Source organism: Arthrobacter sp. NEB 688 (genome assembly GCF_013201035.1).
Classification (GTDB): Bacteria; Actinomycetota; Actinomycetes; order Actinomycetales; family Dermatophilaceae; genus Phycicoccus.
In genome coordinates, this window is record NZ_CP053707.1 from 3,062,324 (window position 1) to 3,080,993 (window position 18,670).

Annotated in this window: 12 protein-coding genes, 1 pseudogene and 1 riboswitch; of the genes and pseudogenes, 2 read left to right on the forward strand and 11 right to left on the reverse strand. The window is 72.7% G+C overall.

Features of this window, described 5'->3' with window-relative positions; translation table 11 throughout:
• Positions 1-37: 37 nt before the first annotated feature.
• The 10 genes and pseudogenes from HL663_RS14400 to HL663_RS14445 form a co-directional block, all read right to left on the reverse strand.
• Entirely contained in the window at positions 38-1,087 is a 1,050-nt protein-coding gene (locus HL663_RS14400; RefSeq protein ID WP_286175657.1) for a ribonucleotide-diphosphate reductase subunit beta, read from the reverse strand.
• The gene (locus tag HL663_RS14405) at positions 1,084-3,507 is read right to left on the reverse strand and encodes a ribonucleoside-diphosphate reductase subunit alpha (RefSeq protein WP_173029012.1); all 2,424 of its coding nucleotides are present in this window, start codon (positions 3,505-3,507) and stop codon (positions 1,084-1,086) included. Before HL663_RS14405 ends, HL663_RS14400 begins: the two co-directional genes overlap by 4 nt.
• A gap of 159 nt (positions 3,508-3,666) precedes the next feature.
• A riboswitch (cobalamin riboswitch) is annotated at positions 3,667-3,877 on the reverse strand.
• Between the two features lie 247 nt (positions 3,878-4,124).
• Entirely contained in the window at positions 4,125-4,715 is a 591-nt protein-coding gene (locus HL663_RS14410) for a TIGR03086 family metal-binding protein (protein WP_173029013.1), read from the reverse strand.
• 77 nt (positions 4,716-4,792) lie between these two features.
• Positions 4,793-6,142, reverse strand: a complete 1,350-nt coding sequence (hisD, locus tag HL663_RS14415) for a histidinol dehydrogenase (protein WP_173029014.1) — start codon at positions 6,140-6,142, stop codon at positions 4,793-4,795.
• Between the two features lie 67 nt (positions 6,143-6,209).
• Entirely contained in the window at positions 6,210-6,872 is a 663-nt protein-coding gene (locus HL663_RS14420; RefSeq protein WP_173029015.1) for a PAS and ANTAR domain-containing protein, read from the reverse strand.
• A gap of 56 nt (positions 6,873-6,928) precedes the next feature.
• Positions 6,929-9,919, reverse strand: a complete 2,991-nt coding sequence (locus tag HL663_RS14425; protein WP_173029016.1) for a bifunctional [glutamine synthetase] adenylyltransferase/[glutamine synthetase]-adenylyl-L-tyrosine phosphorylase — start codon at positions 9,917-9,919, stop codon at positions 6,929-6,931.
• Between the two features lie 10 nt (positions 9,920-9,929).
• Positions 9,930-11,267 (reverse strand): type I glutamate--ammonia ligase, encoded by a 1,338-nt coding sequence (gene glnA / locus HL663_RS14430; RefSeq protein WP_173029017.1) that lies wholly within the window; start codon positions 11,265-11,267, stop codon positions 9,930-9,932.
• Between the two features lie 123 nt (positions 11,268-11,390).
• On the reverse strand, positions 11,391-13,835 hold the full coding sequence (locus tag HL663_RS14435; RefSeq protein WP_173029018.1) for an immune inhibitor A domain-containing protein: 2,445 nt from the start codon (positions 13,833-13,835) through the stop codon (positions 11,391-11,393).
• Positions 13,836-14,053: 218 nt separating this feature from the next.
• A pseudogene (locus tag HL663_RS19400) lies at positions 14,054-14,203 on the reverse strand (glutamine synthetase); the annotation flags it as partial.
• Positions 14,204-14,303: 100 nt separating this feature from the next.
• Positions 14,304-16,616 (reverse strand): immune inhibitor A domain-containing protein, encoded by a 2,313-nt coding sequence (locus HL663_RS14445; protein ID WP_286175658.1) that lies wholly within the window; start codon positions 16,614-16,616, stop codon positions 14,304-14,306.
• A gap of 267 nt (positions 16,617-16,883) precedes the next feature.
• Here HL663_RS14445 and panB point away from each other — a divergent pair, with 267 nt between their 5' ends.
• Complete coding sequence (panB, locus tag HL663_RS14450) at positions 16,884-17,759, forward strand: 3-methyl-2-oxobutanoate hydroxymethyltransferase (protein ID WP_173029019.1); 876 nt, start codon at positions 16,884-16,886, stop codon at positions 17,757-17,759.
• Positions 17,756-18,445 (forward strand): class I SAM-dependent methyltransferase, encoded by a 690-nt coding sequence (locus HL663_RS14455; RefSeq protein WP_216842574.1) that lies wholly within the window; start codon positions 17,756-17,758, stop codon positions 18,443-18,445. Before panB ends, HL663_RS14455 begins: the two co-directional genes overlap by 4 nt.
• Positions 18,446-18,463: 18 nt before the next feature.
• Here the strand turns inward: HL663_RS14455 and HL663_RS14460 are convergent, their stop codons facing one another.
• Positions 18,464-18,655, reverse strand: coding sequence for a methionine aminopeptidase (locus HL663_RS14460; RefSeq protein WP_173029020.1), 192 nt, complete (start codon positions 18,653-18,655; stop codon positions 18,464-18,466).
• Positions 18,656-18,670 lie beyond the last annotated feature (15 nt).

Below are 18,670 nucleotides of genomic sequence, written 5' to 3' on the forward strand. Positions count from 1 at the left end.
CCGGCCCGCCGCGCCGCCCCGCACCGCCCCGCGCCGGTCAGAAGTCGTCGTCGAACGTCACCGACCCGCCGACCCCGACCTGGTAGGCCGAGACCCGCCGCTCGAAGAAGTTCGAGAGCTCCTGGACGTCCTGCAGCTCCATGAACGCCAGCGGGTTCGGCGACCCGTAGAGCGGCGTGATGCCCAGCCGCTCGAGCCGGCGGTCGGCGACGTGCTCGAGGTAGGTGCGCATGTCGGTGCTCGACAGCCCGGCCACCCCTCCCCCGAGCAGGTCGTCGGCGAACTGCGCCTCGGCGTCGACGGCCTCGGCGAGCATCCGGCGCACGTCGTCGGCGAAGGCGTCGTCGACGAGGTCCGGCTCCTCGGCCCGGGCGGTGTCGAAGACGTCGAAGGCGAACGCCATGTGCATCGACTCGTCGCGGAAGACCCAGTTCGTCCCGGACGCCAGGCCGTTGAGCAGGCCGCGCGAGCGCAGGAAGTAGACGTAGGCGAAGGCGCCGTAGAAGAACAGCCCTTCGATGCACGCCGCGAAGCAGACGAGGTTGAGCAGGAAGGCCCGCCGGTCCTCGCGCGTCTCGAGGCTGCGCAGGTCGGCGAGGCTGTCGATCCACCGGAAGCAGAAGTCCGCCTTGGCCTTGATCGAGGGGATGTTCTCGACGGCCGCGAAGGCCTCGAACCGCTCGCGCTCGTCGGGGACGTAGGTGTCGAGCAGCGTCAGGTAGAACTGCACGTGCACCGCCTCCTCGAAGAGCTGGCGCGAGAGGTAGAGGCGCGCCTCGGGGGCGTTGACGTGCTCGTAGAGGTTGAGCACGAGGTTGTTCGCGACGATCGTGTCGCCGGTCGCGAAGAACGCGACGAGGCGCTTGACGAGGTGCTGCTCCGCGTCGCTGAGCCGCCGCAGGTCCGCGAGGTCGGAGTGCAGGTCGACCTCCTCGACCGTCCACGTGTTCTTGATGGCGTCGCGGAAGCGGTCGTAGAAGTGCGGGTAGCGCATCGGCCGCAGCGTGAGGCTCATGCCGGGGTCGAGCAGCCGGGGGGCGTCGTGGCCGGCGGGGACGGGGGTCGGGGTCGTGGCGGGGGTGGTCACTGGCAGGCCTCGCAGCTCTCGGGGTTCTCGAGCGAGCAGGCGAGGGCCTCCTCGTCGGTCGGGACGGGGGTGGTGGGGACGGTGGCCGGCCGCGCGTCCGAGACGGTGGCCTGCTGGATGCGGGTCGCCGGCCGCGAGCGCAGGTAGTACGTCGTCTTGAGGCCCGACTTCCACGCGTGGAGGTACATCGACGACAGCTTCCCGATGGTCGGGCTCGCCATGAAGAGGTTGAGCGACTGGCTCTGGTCGACGTAGGGCTGGCGGGCGGCGGCCATCGCGATGAGCGCGCGCTGCGGCAGCTCCCACGCGGTGCGGTAGAGCGTGCGGACGTCCTGCGGCAGGTCGGTCAGGCCCTGCACCGAGCCCTCGGCGCGCTTGACGGCGTCGCGGGTCTCGGCCGTCCAGAGCCCGCGCGCCTTGAGCTCGCGCACGAGGTGGCCGTTGACCTGGAGGAACTCGCCCGAGAGCGTCTCGCGCTTGAACAGGTTGGAGACCTGCGGCTCGATGCACTCGCCGCACCCGGCGATCGACGCGATGGTCGCCGTCGGGGCGATGGCCACGACGAGGCTGTTGCGCAGCCCGTGCGCAGCCACGTTCTCGCGCAACCGGTCCCAGCGCTCCGGCTGGGTCGGCGTCACGTCGAAGTGGTCCGGGTGGAGGACGCCGCGGGCGGCCCGGGTGCGCCGGAACGCGGGGTGCGGGCCGTCGACGGCGGCGAGCTCGCTCGAGCGCTCGAGGGCGGTCAGCAGCACCTCCTCGGCGAGGCGGGTCGAGAGGTCGAGCGCCTCGGGCGAGTCGAACGGCAGCCTCAGGGCGAACAGGACGTCCTGCAGGCCCATGTAGCCGAGCCCGACCGGGCGCCAGCGCGGGTTGGACGCCGCCGCCTGCTCGCTCGGGTAGTAGTTGACGTCGACGACGCGGTCGAGGAAGGTCACGGCCGTCCGGACGGTCGTGCGCAGCCGGGCCCAGTCGACGTCGGTGCGGTCGGCGGTCAGGTGGTGCGAGAGGTTGACCGAGCCGAGGTTGCAGACGGCGGTCTCCTCGTCGCTGCTCACCTCGAGGATCTCGGTGCACAGGTTGGAGAGGTGGACGACCTGGCCCGCCTCGGCCGTCTGGTTGCAGGCGCGGTTGGCGGCGTCCTTGAAGGTCATCCAGCCGTTGCCGGTCTGCGCGAGGGTGCGCATCATCCGGCCCCACAGCTCGCGGGCGGGCAGCTGACGCACGACCCGGCCCTCGCGCTCGGCGGCGCGGTAGGCCTCGTCGAACTCCTCGCCCCAGAGGTCGGTGAGCCCGGGCACCTCGCTCGGGTCGACGAGGCTCCACATCTGGTCGGCCTCGACCCGGCGCAGGAACTCGTCCGGCAGCCAGTTGGCGAGGTTGAGGTTGTGGGTGCGCCGGGCGTCCTCGCCGGTGTTGTCGCGCAGCTCGAGGAACTCCTCGACGTCGGGGTGCCACGGCTCGAGGTAGACGCAGGCGGCGCCCTTGCGGCGGCCACCCTGGTTGACGGCGGCGACGCTGGCGTCGAGGGTCCGCAGCCACGGGACGATGCCGTTGCTCGTCCCGTTCGTGCCGCGGATGAGGGCGCCGCGGCCCCGGACCCGGGAGAACGCGATGCCGATCCCGCCGGCGAACTTCGACAGGCGCGCGACCTGCTGGTAGCGCTCGTAGATGGAGTCGAGCTCGTCGCGCGGGCTGTCGACGAGGTAGCAGGAGCTCATCTGGGTGTGGCGGGTGCCGGAGTTGAACAGGGTCGGGCTGCTCGGCAGGTAGTCCAGGCGCGCCATCAGCCGGTAGAGCTCGAGCGCCTCGCGGGTGCTCGTCGCGAGCCCGCACGCGACGCGCAGGAGGAAGTACTGCGGCGTCTCGAGGACCAGCCGGGTCGTCGGGTGGCGCAGCAGGTAGCGGTCGCAGACGGTCCGCAGCCCGAAGTACTCGAAGAGCCGGTCATTGGCCGGGTCGACGGCGCGGTCGAGCTTGACGGCGTTGGCCGCGACGAACTCCGCGGTCGCGTCGCCGATGAGGCCCTCGGCGTGCCCGAGCGCGACCGACTGGCTGAAGGACGCGACGCCGTGGCCGCGGACCTCCTTGTCGACGTAGCCGGCGAGCAGCCGCGCCGCGAGGCGGCTGTACTCGGGCTCCTCGCCGATGAGCTCGGCGGCGGTCTGGATCGAGAGCCGGTCGAGCTCGGCGGTCGTCGCGCCGTCGTAGAGGCCGCTGATGGTGCGGGTCGCGACGCGTAGCGGGTCGACCTCCTCGAGGCCGTCGCTCACCCGCTCGACGGCGCGGACGATCTTCGTCACGTCGACGGGCTCGGTGTCGCCGTCGCGCTTGCGCACGCGCATCGCGGTGCGGTGGGACCCCGGGGCCGGCTGGTCGGGGGTCGTGGTCGCCGGGGCGGGGCCCTGGGCGGTGGTGGTCATGCTCTCTCCTCGCGAGCTCGATGAGCCTGCCGCGAGCCGCGCGGGGGGTGACGAGGAGCGACGCGAGCGCCGGGTGGGCAGCCGTCGTGCGCCGTCCCCCGGGAACCCACCTGCCCTCCGTCGGCCGTCCCACGAGACCGCGAAAGGTGCCGCCCCCGGGTGGGGACGGCGCGACTGGCAGGTCTTCGGACTCGTGGGCCCGGCTCGCGCCGCCTACTGCCCGTCGCTTCCCAGGCCCGAAGGCCCAGTGCTGTCTGACGGGGGTCGTTCCCACTCACCGCTGCGGGGCAGTCCCGGAGTCACACCGGGTTCCCTCTTGCCCCTCTCACCGCCCGGGGGCGGATCGAGGACCAGCTGCGACAGAAACCATATGTGGTGCCACCGACCGCACGCCGCACCCACATGTCGTGGCGTGTCGCGGCCACCCGGCCAGGCTCCGGCGTCCGGTCCGATGCTGTGCTCTGGTCGCGCTCGCCGACCGCGTCGCCGTCCTGCGGGCGAGATGCGCAGGTCCGGGTGCGGTCGCACGCGGAGCAGCGCAGGTCACGCGGAGAACAGCCCGGCCTCCTCACGACCACCTCAGCGGGGCCGGGCGCCATCGGCTTGGGCGGGGCGTCTCAGCGCGCCGGGGGCGCCCAGGCCGGGTCGCGCCCGGCGAGGGCCAGCACCCGCTCGAAGGCACTCGCCCCCTCCGGCACCGGGAGCGCCGGCCCGAACATCCCCCGCCGCTCGGCGGCCGCCCGCTCGGGGTCGTCCGGCGGGGTGACGATCGGGAGCACGGCCTCGGCCTCGGCGTCCGACGGCGCGTAGGGCTGCCCCGTGGCCGCCGCGAGGTCCCACCCGTGCAGCAGCACCTCGTCGAGCGCGACGAGGCCGCACACCTCCCCCGGCAGGTCCACCCCGCCCGCGCGGGTCATCCCCGTCCAGGCCGACGGCTCGCCCCACGCCCGCCCGAGCTCCTCCAGCCGGCCGACGAGATCGGCCCGCCAGCCGTCGGGCAGGGGCCTGGCGACCGGCGCGGGTGGCGTGCCGGTCGTCGGGCCCTGGACCTTGCCCGCGGCGTCGCGGAAGGCGAGGGCCAGCCCGGTCAGGTGGTGCAGCAGACCGGTGACATCGGGGCCCATCGGGGTCGGCGCGGACAGGTGCTGCTCGCCGACCCCGTCGAGCAGGTCGATGACGCGGGCGGTGGCGGGGCGCAGGTCGGGCACGGTGACTCCTGGTGTCGGCGGCGGGCCGGCCGGCCCGCTCACGAGGACCGACCGGCGCCGGCCACCGGACTCATCGGTCAGGCGCCGGGCTCGACCTCCGGGACGCGCGCGAGGACGGCCTCGCCGTGGCCGGGCAGGTCCTCGGCGCGGGCGAGCGAGACGACGTGCGCCCCGACCTCGCGCAGGGCGTCCTGCGTGTACTCGACGACGTGGATGCCGCGCAGGAAGGACTGCACCGACAGGCCGCTGCTGTGCGCGGCGCACCCGCCGGTCGGCAGGACGTGGTTCGACCCGGCGCAGTAGTCCCCGAGGCTGACCGGCGACCACGCGCCGACGAACACGGCCCCGGCGCTCGTCACGCGCGCCGCGACAGCGGCGGCGTCGGCGGTGATGACCTCGAGGTGCTCGGCCGCGTAGGCGTTGACGACGTCCAGGCCCACCTCGACGTCGTCGACGAGCACGATCGCCGACTGCCGGCCGGCGAGCGCCGTGGCGACCCGCTCGGTGTGCTTCGTGGCGGCGACGCGGCGCTCGAGCGCCTCCTCGACGGACGCCGCGAGCTCCGGGCTGTCCGTCACGAGCACGGCCGCGGCCAGCAGGTCGTGCTCGGCCTGCGAGACGAGGTCGGACGCGACGTGGTCGGCGTCCGCGGTGGCGTCGGCGAGGATGGCGATCTCGGTCGGGCCGGCCTCGGCGTCGATGCCGATGAGCCCCTTGAGCATCCGCTTGGCCGCGGCGACGTAGATGTTGCCCGGGCCGGTGACGAGCGAGACCGGCTCGCAGACGTCGTCGCCGTCCTCGACGCCGTAGGCGAACGCGGCGACGGCCTGCGCCCCGCCCATCGCCCAGACCTCGTCGACGCCGAGCAGCTGGCAGGCCGCGAGGATCGTCGGGTGCGGCCACCCGCCGTGGTCGCGCTGCGGCGGGCTGGCGACGGCGAGCCCCGGCACGCCGGCGAGCTGGGCCGGCACGACGTTCATGACGACGCTGCTCGGGTAGACGGCGAGCCCGCCCGGCACGTAGAGGCCGACCCGGTCGACGGGCACCCAGCGCTCGGTGACGGTGCCGCCGTCGGCGACCTGCGTCGTCGTGTCGGTGCGGCGCTGGTCGGCGTGGACGAGGCGCGCGCGACGGATGGACTCCTCGAGGGCGGCCCGCACGACCGGGTCGAGGGTCTCGACCGCACGGGCGATGACGTCCGCCGGCACGCGCAGGGCCGGGGGTCGCACGCCGTCGAAGCGCTCGGCGGCCTCGTAGAGCGCGGCGGCGCCCCGGTCGCGGACGTCCTCGACGATGGGGCGGACCGCCGCGAGGGCGGCCTCGACGTCGAACTCCGCGCGCGGCAGGGCGGTGCGCAGCTCGCGCAGGCCGGGACGGCGTCCGCGCAGGTCGAGGCGGGGGACGGCAGGGGTCGGGCGCTCGGACATGCCCTCCAGTCTAGGTTCGGGGCGCGGGTGCCCCGAGCCGAGGTTCGACAGCCGGCGGGCGTCCGGCTCAGCCGGTCTCGGCCTCGCCGTCGTCGGCCTGCTCGGCGCGCCGCGGCGGCCGCAGGGCCTGCTCGAGCACCTGGAGGAGCGAGCGCTCGGTGCCCGGCTCGGTCTGGGTCGCGAGCAGCCCCGTCACGCGCGAGGCGATGGTCGCGAGCTTGACGTTGCCCCGCTGCGAGTACCGCGAGAGCAGCCCGAAGGCGGCGTCGGGGTCGAGCCCGTAGGCGAACATCACCGCCCCCTTGACCTGCTCGATGGCCGCGCGGTCGGCCGTCGCCGCCGCGACCGCCTCGGCCGAGACCTGGCGGCTGGCGCGCGACACGTCGAAGGCGACCCCGCGCAGGGCGGTCGGCTCCCCCGCGGCGTCGCGCAGGACGTCGCCGACGAAGGCGATCGTGCGCTCCCGCCCCTCGTCGTCGCGCAGCCGGTACTGGCCGGCGAACGGCCCCGGGTCGCGCACCGCCTGCTCGAGCACCTGCGCGACGACCGGCCGGTCGGAGGGGTGCATCCGCTCGAAGACGAGCACGGACGGGTCGCCGCCGACGTCGCGCACCCCGATGAGGGAGTACATCTCGGGGGACCACGACCAGCGCCCGGAGGCGATGTCGAACGTCGCCTCCGCGAAGACCGCGCCGCCCTGACCTGCAGGGACACCAGGAGTCGATGCCACGGCCGAAGCATGCCACGACCTCCCGACAGCCCGCGCGGGGGTGTCGAAGGATGTCCTCAGGCGTCGTAGAACTCGGCCTCGAACGCCGCGCGTGCCCGACGGGCCACCCGGCGGTAGCGCTCGGCGAGGTCCTGGGCCGTCCCCGACTCCATCCCGAGGATGCGGGCGACGCCGTCGGCGTCCCGGTCGTAGGTCGGCACCGAGTCGACGCCCTTGCCGCGGAAGAGCACCCCGGCGTTGCGCATCGCCGACGCCAGGCGCCACGAGGCCGCGAGCGCGGACGCGTGCTCGGCGTCGACGAGGCCGAGCGACGCCGCCGCCTCGAGCGCGGCGAGCGTCGAGGGCGTCCGGAGCTCCGGGTGCTCGTGGGCGTGCCGCAGCTGGACGAGCTGCACGACCCACTCGACGTCCGACAGGCCGCCGTGCCCGAGCTTGAAGTGCGTCTTGCGGTCGGCGCCGCGCGGGAGCCGCTCCGACTCCATCCGCGCCTTGAGCGTGCGGATCTCGCGCACCTGGCCGGCGTCGAGCCCGCCCTGCGGCCAGCGGATCGGGGCGACGAGGTCCCGGAAGCGGTCGGCGAGGTCGGGGTCCCCGGCGACGGGGGTGGCGCGCAGCAGCGCCTGCGCCTCCCAGACGAGCGACCAGCGCGCGTAGTACTCGCGGTAGGAGGCGAGCGAGCGCACGAGCGGCCCCTGCTTGCCCTCGGGTCGCAGCCCGGCGTCGACGTCGAGGACGGGGTCGGGCCCGGGGCGCCCGAGGATCGCGACGAGCCGGCGCACCACCTCCATCGCCTGGGCCTGCGCCGCGACCTCGTCGGCGCCGGGCAGGGGGTCGTGGACGAAGAGCACGTCGGCGTCCGAGCCGTACCCCTGCTCGCGGCCCCCGAGCCGGCCCATCCCGACGACGAGCAGCCGGGTCAGCGGCTCGCCGTCGCCCACCACCTCGCGCAGGCACACCTCGAGGGCCAGCTCGAGCAGGGCCGAGGTGAGGTCGGTCATCGCGGCGCCGAGGTCGAGCGGGCCGAGCGTGCCCGCGAGGTCGGCGACGGCGATGCGGAAGAGCTCGGAGCGGCGGATGACGCGGGCGGCGAGGACAGCCGACTCGGCGTCGTCCTTGCGCCCGGCGGCCGAGCGCATCCGCCGCAGGACGTCGTCGCGCGAGCGCGGGGTCAGGCCGCTGGAGTCGCCGAGGAACTGCACGCACTCGGGCGCCTGCTCCAGGAGCGCGGCGGCGTAGCGGCTGCGGGCGAGCGTGTGCGCCAACCGTTCTGCCGCCGACCCCTCGTCGCGCAGCAGGCGCAGGTACCAGTGCGTCGAGCCGAGCTCCTCGCTGATCCGCCGGAACGCGAGCAGCCCGGCGTCGGGGTCGGCCTCGTCGGCGAACCAGCCGAGCATGACGGGCAGCAGCTGGCGCTGGATGGCCGAGCGCCGGCTCACGCCGCCGGTCAGGGCCTCGAGGTGGCGCAGCGCGTTCGCCGGGTCGCGGAACCCCAGCGCGGAGAAGCGCTCCCGGGCCGCCTCGGGCGTCAGGCGGACGTCCTGGTCGGAGAGCCGCGCCACCGCCGACAGCAGCGGCCGGTAGAAGATGCGCTCGTGCAGCCGGCGCACCTCGCGCCGCCGCGCGCGCCACTGGTCGAGCACCGCCGCGGCCGGCGCCGTGCGGTGCCCCATCGAGCGGCCGAGCCGGCGCAGGTCGTCCTCGCTCGTCGGCATGAGGTGGGTGCGGCGCAGGCGGTGCAGCTGGATGCGGTGCTCGAGGGCCCGCAGGTAGCGGTAGGCGTTCTCGAGGACCGCGGCGTCCTCGCGGCCGACGTAGCCCCCGGCCGACAGCGCGGCGAGCCCCTCGAGCGTCGTCGCGGTGCGCAGCGACTCGTCGGCGCGGCCGTGGACGAGCTGGAGCAGCTGGACCGAGAACTCGACGTCGCGCAGACCGCCGGCCCCGAGCTTGATCTGCCGGTCGGCCTCGGCCTTGGGGATGTGCTCCTCGACCCGGCGGCGCATCGCCTGGACGTCGTCGACGAAGTGGTCACGGGTCGAGGCCTGCCACACCATCGGCTGCACGGCGTCGCAGTAGGCGGCCCCCACCTCGGCATCACCCGCGACCGGGCGGGCCTTGAGCAGCGCCTGGAACTCCCAGGTCTTGGCCCAGCGCTCGTAGTAGGCCCGGTGGCTGGCGATGGTGCGCACGAGCGGCCCGTTCTTGCCCTCGGGCCGCAGCGCCGGGTCGACCTGCCACAGCGACCCCGCGCCGGTCGAGGCGGAGCACAGCCGCATCAGGCGCGTCGCGAGGTCCGTCGCCACCGCGACCGCCTCCTCCTCCGCCACCCCCTCCGCCGGCTCCGCGGCGAAGATGACGTCGACGTCGGAGATGTAGTTCAGCTCCCGCCCACCGGTCTTGCCCATGGCGACGACCGCGAGCCGGGTGCGCTCGGCGCCGGGGCCGACCTCGGCCCGGGCCAGGTGCAGGGCCGCCTCGAGGGCGGCGGCCGCGAGGTCGGCGAGCGCCTCCGCCGTGGCCGGCAGCACCTCGAGGGGGTCGTCGGCGGTGAGGTCGAGCGCGGCGATGCCGATGAGCTGCTCGCGGTAGCCGATGCGCAGCGCGTCCGCGCCGGTCAGCCCGCCCGGCTCCGCGACCTGCGCGACGAGCCGTCGCACGCGCTCCGCGGCGGGCACCTGGCGCGCGTCCGTCGCGGTGGTCCACTGCTCCGGGTGCGCGACGAGGTGGTCGGCCAGCGCCGTCGAGGCCCCGAGCACCGCGAGCAGCCGGTGCCGGGCGACCGGGTTCGAACCCACCACCCGGACGACCTCGGCGCGCCGGGCCGGCTCGGCCGCGACCGCCTCCATGAAGCGCACGAGCCCGAGCAGCGCGGCGTCCGGGTCGGCCGTGCGGGCCAGCGACTGGCTCAGGCCCCCGCTCTCGATCCGGTCGGGGTCCCCCGCGAGGTCGGCGACCGCGGGGTCGTCGAGCAGCGCGTTGGCCCGCCGGGGGTCGGCGAAGCCGAGGCGGGCGATCCCCGCCGGGACGGACTCGGGCGCGCGGGAGCTCACGGGCCGGGCCTCAGAGCGCGGGCAGGTAGCGCTCGAGCTCGAAGGCGGTCACCTGGTTGCGGTAGTCGGACCACTCCGCCCGCTTGTTGCGCAGGAAGAAGTCGAACGTGTGCTCCCCGAGGGTCTCGGCGACGAGCTCGCTCGACTCCATCACCTCGATGGCCTCGGACAGGCTCGCCGGCAGCGGCTGGATGCCCATCGCGCGCCGCTCGGCATCGGTGAGGCTCCACACGTCGTCCTCGGTCTCCGGCGGCAGGTCGTAGCCCTCCTCGATGCCCTTGAGCCCGGCCGCGAGCAGCACCGCGAAGGTGAGGTACGGGTTGCACGCGGTGTCGATGCTGCGCACCTCGACGCGGGTGCTCTGCCCCTTGTCCGGCTTGTACATCGGGACCCGGACGAGTGCCGAGCGGTTGTTGTGGCCCCACGTGAGGTGCGCCGGCGCCTCGCCGCCGCCCCAGAGGCGCTTGTAGCTGTTGACCCACTGGTTGGTGACGGCCGCCGTCTCGGCGCCGTGGTGCAGCAGGCCGGCGATGAACTGCCGCCCGACCTTCGAGAGCTGGTACGGGGCGCCGGGCTCGTGGAAGGCGTTGGTGTCGCCCTCGAAGAGCGACATGTGCGTGTGCATCCCCGAGCCGGGGTGCTCGGCGAAGGGCTTCGGCATGAACGAGGCGTAGATGCCCTGCTCGAGCGCGACCTCCTTGACGACCGTCCGGAAGGTCATGATGTTGTCGGCCGTCGTCAGCGCGTCGGCGTAGCGCAGGTCGATCTCGTTCTGGCCCGGGGCCGCCTCGTGGTGGCTGAACTCGACCGAGATGCCCATCTCCTCGAGCATCGTGATCGCGGCGCGGCGGAAGTCGGCGCTCGAGCCGTGCGGGGTGTGGTCGAAGTACCCGGAGGTGTCGATCGGGGCCGGCCGCTCCCCGGGCACCCAGCCCTGCTTGAGGAGGAAGAACTCGATCTCGGGGTGGGTGTAGAAGGTGAAGCCCATGTCGGCGGCCTTGGCGAGGGCCCGCTGGAGCACGTGCCGCGGGTCGGCCATGCTCGGCGTGCCGTCGGGCAGCGTGATGTCGCAGAACATCCGGGCGGTGCCGTTGCTCTCGCCGCGCCACGGCAGCACCTGGAAGGTCGCGGGGTCCGGCTTGGCGAGCATGTCGGACTCGTAGACGCGGGCGAAGCCCTCGATGACCGAGCCGTCGAACCCGATGCCCTCGGCGAAGGCGCCCTCGAGCTCGGCCGGGGCGACCGCCACCGACTTGAGGGTGCCGAGGACGTCGGTGAACCACAGCCGGACGAACCGGATGTCACGCTCTTCGATGGTGCGGAGGACGAACTCCTGCTGACGGTCCATGCGCAGCATCCTGCCGCATCCGTGGGTCGTGCGCGTGACGCGTGCGTGACGCGCCGACGGGCGGTGGGCCGGAGGCGAACCTCCGACCCACCGCCCGTCGAGGGTGGTGCTGGTCCTCCCGCGTTACGGGGTGACCGCCCGGGTGTCGAACCGGACCTTGACCGACGTGCCGGTCTCGGCCAGGACCCGGATCTTCGTGCCGCTGCCCGCGACCGTCACGCCACCGGTGGGCTGGTCGGTCTTGAAGTAGCGCGCCGGGTTGCTGTCGTCGAACAGCGGCTGCGCGGCCTGGCCACGGACGTAGCTGGCCCGACCGGTGCTCGCGCTGTGCAGCGTGAACGAGTCGGCCTTCTGCAGACCGAAGGTCGCGTCGTACATCTGGATGCGCGGCCGCCAGGGCTGCCCGTCCAGGTTGTAGATCGTCGTCGGGTGGGCGTCGATCGGCAGCACGAGGCCCTCACCGGGGTGCTGGCTCGTGTTGTTGTCGGACTGCGAGGTGTCCCACAGCGAGATGAGCAGGCCGTTCTGGTACGGGAAGTGCTCCGCCAGGTCGGGCCGGTCCGGGAACCCGAAGTTGTACGGGCCGGTCCTGAGGTACCGGTCGTACGCGACGTACTCGCGGTTGCTCGCGATGTAGTACCGGGCGTAGTCCGCCGAGGTGCTGGCACCGACGGCCGAGAAGCCCGAGAGGGTCCAGCCGTTGGCGCCGTTCTCCGCGCCGTCCTCGAGCAGCGTGGTGCTGCCGTTGGTCACCGTGAGGGCGTCGACGAAGATGCCGGACGGCGCGTCGGGGTTGGTCCCCTGGGCGGCACCGTCGGTGGAGTAGCGGACCTGCACCTTGACCGTCTTGCCGGCGTAGGCCGACAGGTCGAAGGTCGCCAGGGTCCAGGCCGCCTGCTCGCCGTCGATCCCGTTGCCCTCGGCCGCGGTCGTGATGTTGCCGGCGATGGCCTTGTAGCCGGTGCCGTCGTCGACCTCGACGAAGGCGTAGTCACAGGCGTCCGGACCGCAGTCCTCGATGTTCCACCGCGCCTGGAAGGACAGGGTGGTCGTCCCGGCCGGGACGGCGAGGGAGCGCGACATCGTGGAGTTCAGGTCGTCACCGGCGCCGGAGTACCACTGCTTGGTGCCCGCGAAGGGGGCGCCGAGGTCGTTGGTCACGGTCTTGTCCGGGAGGACGACGACCGCGGCCTGCGGCTTGGCGGAGTTGTACTCGTGCGGGCCCATGTCGAGCACCCGGTTCTGGCCGGGGACGACGACCTCGTAGTCGAGCCAGCCGAGCTGGAGCTTGTCCCACGCGGAGAGGTCGGCCGCGCGCGAGCCGAGGGCGTTGTCACCCGCGGCCGAGACACGGCTCTGCGCCATGAGGGTCCACCAGTTGACCGGGTTCTCGTTGGCCGCGGACGGCCCCGAGGTGTCGTAGTGGTCCGGCAGGCCGAGGTCGTGACCGTACTCGTGCGCGACGACGGAGAGACCGCCGTTCTCGGGCTGGACGGTGTAGTCCGCGGCCCAGACCGAGCTCGTGCCGATCTGCGTGCCACCGAGCGCCGGGTAGGGAGCGGCCGGGTTCGGGGTCTGGAAGGCGCGCCAGCGGTGCGACCAGATGGCGTCCTCGCCCTGGTAGGGGTCACCGTCGGCCTGGTCGCCGCCCGCGTGGACGATCTGCAGGTGGTCGATGTAGCCGTCGGGCTCGTTGAAGTTGCCGTCGCCGTCCTTGTCGTACCGGTCCCAGATGTCGAACTTCTTGAGGATGTTGTTGATCTGGGCGTTCGACTTGCCGGCGGCCTTCTGCTGGGCGACCCAGGCGTTCATGCCGTCCTGGACGAGGTTCCACGTGTTGCTGCAGACGTTGGAGGCGCAGGGGTAGCCGTCGCTGCGGCCGTAGCGGGCCTCGTTGTACCGCACCTTGACGGGGTCGGTGGCCATGCCGGCGACCGAGTAGCGGCCCGAGGACTGGCGCTCGTAGTACTGGCGCATCGACTCACGGCCGGTCACCTTGCCCGAGCCGAAGTACAGGTCCTGGTAGTAGGCCCGGTCGTAGGTGGGGTGCCAGTCCGTGCTGTTGTCGACCGCGCGGTTCGGCTCGGGGATCTCGTTGAACGCCGGGCCGTTGAAGCGCGACGGGCCGGGGATGTTCGCGTTGGTGTCCTGGTCCGGGTAGTCCGGGTGCCGCTCGTTGCCGAAGTCGACGACGAGGACGAAGAGCTGGTCGGTGCTCTCGCGGGACAGCTCGACGTACTGGTCCTTCTGGGACCCCGCCTGCTGGAGGCTGCGGGCGCCCTGACCGGCCGCGGTGGCGGCCGATGCGGTCTTGCCCACCTTGACCACCGTGCTGCCGTTGATCGTCCGCGGCTTCGCCTCGCCCTTGAGGACCGACGAGATGGCTGCCTGGCGCATCTCGGACTGCTTGTCCGCGATCGGGTCGGGCAGGGAGTCGCTCGGGGTGGCCTTCGACGGCTCCGAGGCGGGGAGGGCTGGCTTGTTGGCCGCGATCCCCGGTCCGGCGAGTGCCGTCCCGAGTCCCGTGGCCAGGGCTACGCTCAGTAGCCCGACGGCGGTCTTGCGCACGTGGTCCTCCTGCGATGGTGTGTGTGGGACCGTGCAGGCCACGGCGTTTCGCGGCTGCACTGCCACCCGGACCCTAGACGGGCTCGCGCCGGTTGGCGAGGGGGGGAACAGGATTTTTCTGGCCGGTTCCCAGCATCCGTCAAGGTTTCCGTGTCTCGCCCCGTCCGACGCGTGATCCGGCGGCCGTGTGCTGCGGTGGCCGCACGCTCCTGGCGACTGCCGCCCGCGAAGGCGCCCTCGAGCTCGGCCGGGGCGACCGCCACCGACTTGGGGGTGCCGAGGACGTCGGTGAACCGCAGCCGGACGAACCGGGTGTCACGCTCTTCGATGGTGCGGAGGACGAACTCCTGCTGACGGTCCGTGCGCAGCGTCCTGCCGCATCCGTGCGTCACAGGGGTGACGGGACACCGAAGGGGGCCCGGGCGTCTCGCCCGGGCCCCCTCACGTGTGAGCAGGGTGCTCGTCAGGTCACTTGAAGTCGACCTTGACCATGAGCGTCCGGCCACCGTTGGTGGCCTTCTTGACGGTCATCGTCGTGCCCGAGCCCGCGACCTTGGTCGAGTTCCAGGGGTTGAGCGAGGACCAGTACTTCGTCGGGTTGCGGTCGTCGAACGTCGCGATGCCCTTCGAGGACGGCACCGTCGAGGCGGAGCCGTTCTTGTGGAACGTCACGCGGTCCGTGCGCTCGAGGCCGAAGGTGGCGTCGAACGGCTGACGACGGTTGCCGAGGAGGCTGCCGTCGGCGAACGCCACGGGGTTCGGTCGCGCGTCGACCGGCAGGACCTGCCCGCCGCCCGGGTGGGCGCTGGTGTTGTTGTCGCCGTACTCACCGTTGGCGAACCAGACGAGCATGCCGTTCTGGTACGGGAAGCGCTCGACCCAGTCGGGACGGGTGCTGCTCCAGCCGAAGTTGTACGGACCCGTCTTGAGGGTCTTGTCGTACCCGCTGTAGGTGCGGTTCTCGGCGAAGTAGGTGTCCTGCACCTGACGCTCGGTGGTGCCGTTGATGATCTCGAAGCCGCCCTTGGCGGTCCACGCGCCGGCGCCGGACTCGACGTCGTCGGTGGTCGTCATGGTGCCGACCTTCGTGGTGATGTCGTCGACGAACGCCTCGGAGGCGACGCCACCGTCGGTGGCCATCCGGAAGCGGAACTTGACGTTCTTGCCGGCCCAGGCCGAGAGGTCCCAGCTCGCCTTGGTCCACGCGAGGGCGCTGTCGGTGTCGCCGTCGAGCGAGCCGTCGATGCCGTCGCCGACCGGGGTCCACGTGGCGCCGCCGTCGGAGGAGACCTCACCGTAGAGGTAGTCGTAGTCGACCTCGATGGTGCCGGAGACGAACGCCTCGACCGAGCCGGAGGTCGCCCCGGTGAGGTCGACGTCCTTGGTCAGGGTGGAGGACAGGTCGTTGCCGAGCCCGGTCCACCACTCGCCCTGGCCGGAGTGCGGCGTGTTCTTCTTCGTGACGACCGTGCGCTTGGGCAGCGGCACGATGATCGCCTGGGCCTCGCTCGCGGTCACCTTGTCGGCGGAGCCGAGCTTGACGGTGGTGTCCTGGCCGTAGGGCACGACCACCGGGTCGAGCCAGCCGAGCTGCAGCTTCTCCCACGGGCCCATGTAGCCGGGCGTCGTGCCGATGGAGTCCTTGCCGTGGTTCAGCCACGAGCCACCGGACATGAGCGTCCAGAAGCCGGTGCCGTTGTCGCCACCCGCGGTGTCGTACAGGTCCGGGAGGCCGAGGTCGTGGCCGAACTCGTGCGTGAAGACGCCGAGGCCACCGTTCTCGGGCTCGGTCGTGTAGTCACCGATCCACATGCCGGAGTCGCCGAGCGGCACACCACCGAGCTTGTTGCCCGTGGGGCCGGTCTTGCCCTGGTCGGTGGAGTAGGCGTACCAGCGGTGCGACCAGATGGCGTCCTCGCCCTGCGCACCGCCACCGGCCTCCTCGCCCTCACCGGCGTGGATGGCCTGGAAGTGGTCGATGTAGCCGTCGGGCTCGTTGAAGTTGCCGTCGCCGTCGTAGTCGTAGCGGTCGACCCTGTCGAACTGGGCGAGGTACTTCTTGATCTGCGCGTCGGTCTTGCCGGCGGCCTTCTGGTCGTCGTACCAGGCCTGGGCGGTGTCCTTGACGAACGGCCAGTAGGTCGTGGCGTCCGAGTACTTGTTCGAGCCGTAGCGGGCCTCGTTGTAGGGCACCTTGACCCAGTCGGAGACGTCACCCTTGGCGAGGAAGCGCCCGTTGGACTGCTTGAGGTAGAAGTCCTTGAAGGACTCGCCGTTGCCGAACATCATGTCGAGGTAGTGCTGGCGGTTGAAGTCCGCGAGCCAGTACGTCGAGTTGTCGTTCTTGCGGTCGGGCTTCGGGATCTGGTTGTGCACCGGGCCGGCGTCGCCGCCCGTGGCCGAGTTCACCTTGTCACCGAAGTCGACGAGGACGGTGAAGATGTCCTCCTCGCGGTCGACCGGGTAGTTGACGTACTTGGTCTTGCCGGCGCCCGCACCCCTGCGGTTGGTGTCGCCCGCCTTGCTCTTGACCTCGATCACGCGGTTGCCGTTGATCGTCCTGGTCTGCGCCTTGCCGGCCACGAGCTGCTTGACGGCCTCCTCGCGCAGCGCGGCCTGGGCCTCGGCGAGCGGGTTGGGCAGGTTGTCGAGCTTCTTCGCGGAGCCCTTCTCCGGGGCATCCGCCCCGGCGGGGACCGCCTGTGCCGTGGTCGGGGCCAGGGTCAGCGCGAGCGCCGCCACTGCCACACCCGACACCACGTTCACGTGTCGTCTCTTCACGAGATCTCCTCCATGTGTTTTCGCCCCGTGTCCTGTCAGCGCAGGGCAGGGTGGACGTAACCACAGGAACTCGCGCGAATCGAGGGTCAGGCGGGGGTTTATTCGGCGCGAAGGCCCTCGGACCGCACGCAGGGGTCCGTCCGAGGACGTCACTATCGGTATCAACGTCGTTGTGCCGCAGACCGATTCGCACTCCCTCCGGACTTGACCACGCAAAGGTAAAATCTTCGTCAAGGAGCGCGAGAGGTCGCGGCCTACGATCGGGCCATGAGCGAGCAGGCCGCGGGGTCCCCCGCACCCGAGTCCACCGCCCCCTACGGCACCGGGGCGCAGGCCGCTCCGCAGCGTCGCGTCCGGGTCCCGCACCTGCTGGCGATGAAGGAGCGCGGCGAGCGCTGGGCGATGCTCACCGCCTACGACATGTACACGGCCGAGATCTTCGACGAGGCCGGCATCCCCGTCCTCCTCGTCGGCGACTCGGCCGGCAACAACGTCTACGGCTTCGAGACGACGGTGCCGGTGACGGTCGACCACCTCGTGCCCCTCGTCCGGGCCGTCACGAGCTCGGCCCGCCGCGCGATGGTCGTCGCCGACCTGCCGTTCGGCAGCTACCAGGCCAGCCCGCAGCAGGCCCTCGCGACGGCGACGCGGTTCATGAAGGAGGGGATGGCGCACGCGGTCAAGCTCGAGGGCGGCGCCGCGATGGTCCCCGAGGTCGAGCTCCTCGTCCGCGCCGGCATCCCGGTCATGGGCCACATCGGCTTCACCCCGCAGAGCGAGCACGTGCTCGGCGGCTACAAGGTGCAGGGCCGCGGCGCCGGCGCCGAGAAGCTCCTCACCGACGCGCTCGCGCTCGAGGCGGCGGGCTGCTTCGCCGTCGTCATGGAGATGGTCCCCGCGCCGGCCGCGGCCGAGGTCACGGCCGCGCTGCGCATCCCGACGATCGGCATCGGCGCCGGGCCCGGCTGCGACGCGCAGGTCCTCGTCTGGCAGGACATGGCGGGGCTGCGCGGCGGGCGGGCGCCGCGCTTCGTCAAGAAGTACGCCGACCTGCGCGGCGAGCTGCTCGGGGCGGCGCGCGCCTACGCCGACGACGTGGCCGGGGGCACCTTCCCGGCGGCCGAGCACTCGTTCGAGTCGTGACCGGGAACCCGGACCCCGAGCAGGAGCGTCGCAGCGACATGTGGAGCACGAGCCCGCCCCCGCCCCGACCGGGGCCGCCGACCCGCTGGTCGGCCACGCAGCACGGCCCGGAGGCGGCCCTCGCCTACCGGCAGCGCTTCCTCGACCTCGCCGCCGCCGGTCGCGACCTGCACGGCGAGGCCCGGTTCGTCACCGAGCTCGCGCCCCCGCCCTCGCGGGTCCTCGACGCCGGGTGCGGCTACGGGCGGGTGGCGAGCGAGCTGACCCGCCTCGGCCACTACGCCGTCGGGGTCGACGCCGACCCCGACCTCGTCGCCCTCGCCGAGGAGGACCGGAGCACGCGCTTCGTCGTCGCCGACCTCGCGACGCTCGACCTGCGCACGGAGCAGGAGTTCCACGTCGTCGTCCTGGCCGGCAACGTCGTGCCGTTCCTCGCCGACGGCACCCTGGCCGCGGTGCTCGAGCGGCTCACGGCGCACCTGACCACCGGCGGGCACCTCGTCGCCGGGTTCTCCCTCGAGGGCTCGCTGCCCGACGGCGCCGCGGCGGTGTCGCCCGCCGACTACGACCGCTGGGCCCGCGCCGCGGGGCTGTCGTTCATCGGCCGCTTCGGCGGGTGGGACCGCTCACCCTTCACCCCGGGCAGCGACTACGCGCTCTCGGTGCACCGCAGGCTCGGCGGCTGAGCGGAGGGTCAGGACGGGTCAGGACCCGGAGGTCCCGCGCTCGTCCCACTCCTTGTCCTCGGCGTCCCAGCGCTCGGAGTTGTCCCGCGCCTTCTGCAGGGCGGCCTCGGCCGCCTCCTGCGTGTCGTACGGGCCGAGGACGTTGGCGTCCTGGCTGCGGTTCGCGTCCGTCTCGACCTGGCCGGTGTCGACGTTGTACCAGTAAGACATCTCGGGTTCTCCTTC

What these genes read in the sequence shown, in the direction of transcription:
- HL663_RS14460 (WP_173029020.1), bottom strand. Translation starts at nt 18,655, where the DNA reads ATGTCTTACTGGTACAACGTCGACACCGGCCAGGTCGAGACGGACGCG.
- panB (WP_173029019.1), top strand. Translation starts at nt 16,884, where the DNA reads ATGAGCGAGCAGGCCGCGGGGTCCCCCGCACCCGAGTCCACCGCCCCC.
- HL663_RS14405 (WP_173029012.1), bottom strand. Translation starts at nt 3,507, where the DNA reads ATGACCACCACCGCCCAGGGCCCCGCCCCGGCGACCACGACCCCCGAC.
- hisD (WP_173029014.1), bottom strand. Translation starts at nt 6,142, where the DNA reads ATGTCCGAGCGCCCGACCCCTGCCGTCCCCCGCCTCGACCTGCGCGGA.
- glnA (WP_173029017.1), bottom strand. Translation starts at nt 11,267, where the DNA reads ATGGACCGTCAGCAGGAGTTCGTCCTCCGCACCATCGAAGAGCGTGAC.